The 2,709-nt window shown below is 60.9% G+C and carries 3 protein-coding genes; all 3 read left to right on the top strand.

Annotated elements, in window-relative coordinates; genetic code table 11:
• The first annotated feature begins 160 nt into the window (after nucleotides 1-160).
• The 3 genes from ACY693_RS17945 to ACY693_RS17935 are packed head-to-tail and all read left to right on the top strand — an operon-like array spanning nucleotide 161 to nucleotide 2,168.
• Nucleotides 161-949, top strand: a complete 789-nt coding sequence (locus ACY693_RS17945; RefSeq protein ID WP_462323176.1) for a DUF1295 domain-containing protein — start codon at nucleotides 161-163, stop codon at nucleotides 947-949.
• Nucleotides 950-978: 29 nt separating this feature from the next.
• Nucleotides 979-1,623: a DUF6134 family protein gene (locus ACY693_RS17940; RefSeq protein WP_462323175.1), complete on the top strand. Its 645-nt coding sequence runs from the start codon at nucleotides 979-981 to the stop codon at nucleotides 1,621-1,623.
• The gene (locus ACY693_RS17935; protein WP_462323174.1) at nucleotides 1,623-2,168 is read left to right on the top strand and encodes a lipocalin family protein; all 546 of its coding nucleotides are present in this window, start codon (nucleotides 1,623-1,625) and stop codon (nucleotides 2,166-2,168) included. The genes ACY693_RS17940 and ACY693_RS17935 overlap by 1 nt, the downstream gene beginning before the upstream one ends.
• Nucleotides 2,169-2,709: the final 541 nt, after the last annotated feature.

The following is a 2,709-nucleotide window of genomic DNA, read 5'->3' as shown; positions in this document are numbered from 1 at the left end:
AGCTAATCAGCCAGCCAAAGGCGATTTCTTTCCAGCGATCGCTACAGCCGAGATCAAGGGGGGTTGTCAACAACCAACAGCCACACAATCTTTGGTCAAGACCTAGACAGTCTGCCACTAGAACGCTCGCCAAGCCATTAGGACCTGGACAGGCTCAATCATGTTTGACCTCGATATCTATGCCGTTGGACTTGCCGTCGTGCTGTCGTTCGGCGTTACCGCCTGGCTCGTCAGCATCCCGAAGCAGGATGTCAGCATTGTCGACAGCCTTTGGTCGCTCTTCTTCCTGGCGCTGACGCTGGTTTACGTCACCTGGGCGCCTACGCTGGTGGCCCGCTCGTACATCTTGCTCTTCGTCGTCACGGTCTGGGCGACCCGGCTCTCGGTCTTCATCACGCTGCGCAACCGCGGACAGCCCGAAGACCGGCGCTACCAAGCGATCCGCGCCGAGCATGAGCCCGGGTTCTGGTACAAGAGCCTGTATATCGTCTTTGGCCTGCAGGCGGTGCTGGCCTGGATCATCTCGCTGCCCTTGCTCGGAGGCATCCTTGGCTCAACCCCGCTGAGCTGGCTTGACTACGCCGCCGTGCTGCTCTGGCTCATTGGCTTCGGGTTCGAGGCCATCGGCGACCAACAGCTCGCGGCCTTCAAGGCCAATCCAGCCAACAAGGGCCAGGTGCTCGATCGTGGACTCTGGCGCTACACCCGGCATCCGAACTATTTCGGCGAGGCCTGCATCTGGTGGGGCTACTATCTGTTCGCGCTCTCGGCCGGAGCCTGGTGGAGCATCGTTGGCCCCATCTTGGTCACCATCTTGCTGCTGCGCGTCTCCGGCGTCAGCCTGCTCGAGAAGGACATCACCGAGCGCCGCCCGGCCTATCGGGACTACATCCGCCGCACCAATGCCTTCTTCCCCGGTCCACCGCGTGCGGCCTCGGACCCTGATTAGCCTCAGCCCCCTCACCCCGGAGACGACCGATGCTTGGTAGACGAGACAGAACCTCAATGCTCGGGGCCCTCCTGGGTCTCGCGAGCCTTTCGGCAGGTGCCGCAGTCGATCAAACCTTCCAGTTCGAGGTCCTGCTCGACGACGATCTGATTGGCCAGCACCGCTTCGAGATCGACGCCAGCGGTGAGCAGCAGCGCGTGACCAGCCAGGCCGAGTTTGAGGTCGACTTCCTCTTCATCACCGCCTACCGCTACCGACACCAGAGTAATGAGTTATTTCGAAACGGCTGCCTAGAACGGCTCAGCTCAACCACGAACGACAATGGCACTCGCTATCAGGTCAAGGGCTCGGTGCTGGATGGCGCCTTTCGGGTCGAGCGCGGCCAGGACGTCGAGCAATTCGAAGGCTGCGTCAAGACCTTTGCCTACTGGGACCCAGCGATTCTCGAGCAGCCGAGGCTACTGAATCCACAGACCGGTGAGCTCGAGTCGGTGCGCGTGCAGGAGCGCGGCCCGGAGCAGGTCGAGCTCAACGGCAGCACGATTGAGGCAACCCGTTTCGACCTGGTCACCGACGAGCTGACCATCGAGCTCTGGTATCACGACCAGCTCGGCTGGGTGCGGCTTGCGAGTGACACCGGCAAAGGCCCGAAACTCATCTACAGGAGACTCTGATGCGTCCATTTCCACAAACACTGTGGCTGTTGGCCGTAGCCGGCGCGCTGAGTCTGCTCACCGGCTGTATCGAATCAGGAGGCGAACCGATGAAGACTGTCGATCACGTTGACTTGGAACGTTTCATGGGCGACTGGTACGTCGTCGCCAACATCCCGACCTTTGTCGAGAAAGGCGCCCATAACGCCGTCGAGTCCTATGCCCTGAATCCGGATGGAATCATCGCGACGACCTTTACCTTCAATAAGGATGCCTTCGATGGCCCGCAGAAGACCTACCACCCCAAGGGTTTTGTGCTCGATGAGACGACCCATGCACACTGGGGCATGCAGTTCATCTGGCCGATCAAGGCCGACTATCGCATCATCTACCTCGATGATGACTCTGAGACAACCGTAATTGGGCGCGCGAAGCGCGACTATGTCTGGGTGATGTCGAGAACGCCGGACTTCAGCGACGCTGAATTCGAGAAGATGAAGGCCTTCATCGAGAGCGTCGGCTACGATCCGAGCAAGCTCGAGCGCGTTCCGCAGCAGGCCGGCTGAGCCCCAGTAGCGTCGTGGGTGAGCCCTGGCGGCCCGGCTTATCAGCCGGCTGAGCCCTGGGTCGCAGCCGAGCGAACCGAAGCTGCTACAGGGCGTCATGATCAACGTCTATGGCCACACTCGACCGGCGCTGCGAATCGGGTCACGCGGATCACTCGAGACTTGTTACAATCGCCGGCCAGGTCGGCGGGCTCTTGATCGATCTAGCCTCGCTCCGCGGTCGTCAGATGGCTCTGCGCTAGACGTGAACGAGCACAAAGGCGATCGTGGATGCCTGGGTCCAGGCGACCTGAAATAGACCTGAAGCGTCAATCCCCTGACTCGTCTCTTCGTTCGCGCGTCTGACGCGTCACCAGCTCTCGATTCGCAATACGCTTGACTGCTCCCCGCGCACTGTTAGATGACCAAAAGCCGCTCGCCTCAGGCTGGCTGCGGCTATCGGTCGGTCTAGGCCTCGGTAACGGGGTGCTGCTGATCCTGCAGGCCTGGCTGCTCGCTCAGATCATCAATGCAGTCGTGTTCGGCGAGGCCGGTCTGGACG

It is taken from the genome of Halochromatium sp. (genome assembly GCF_054919635.1).
The sequence above is the reverse complement of the archived record's forward strand: the minus strand, read 5'-3'. Positions and strand labels throughout refer to the sequence as shown.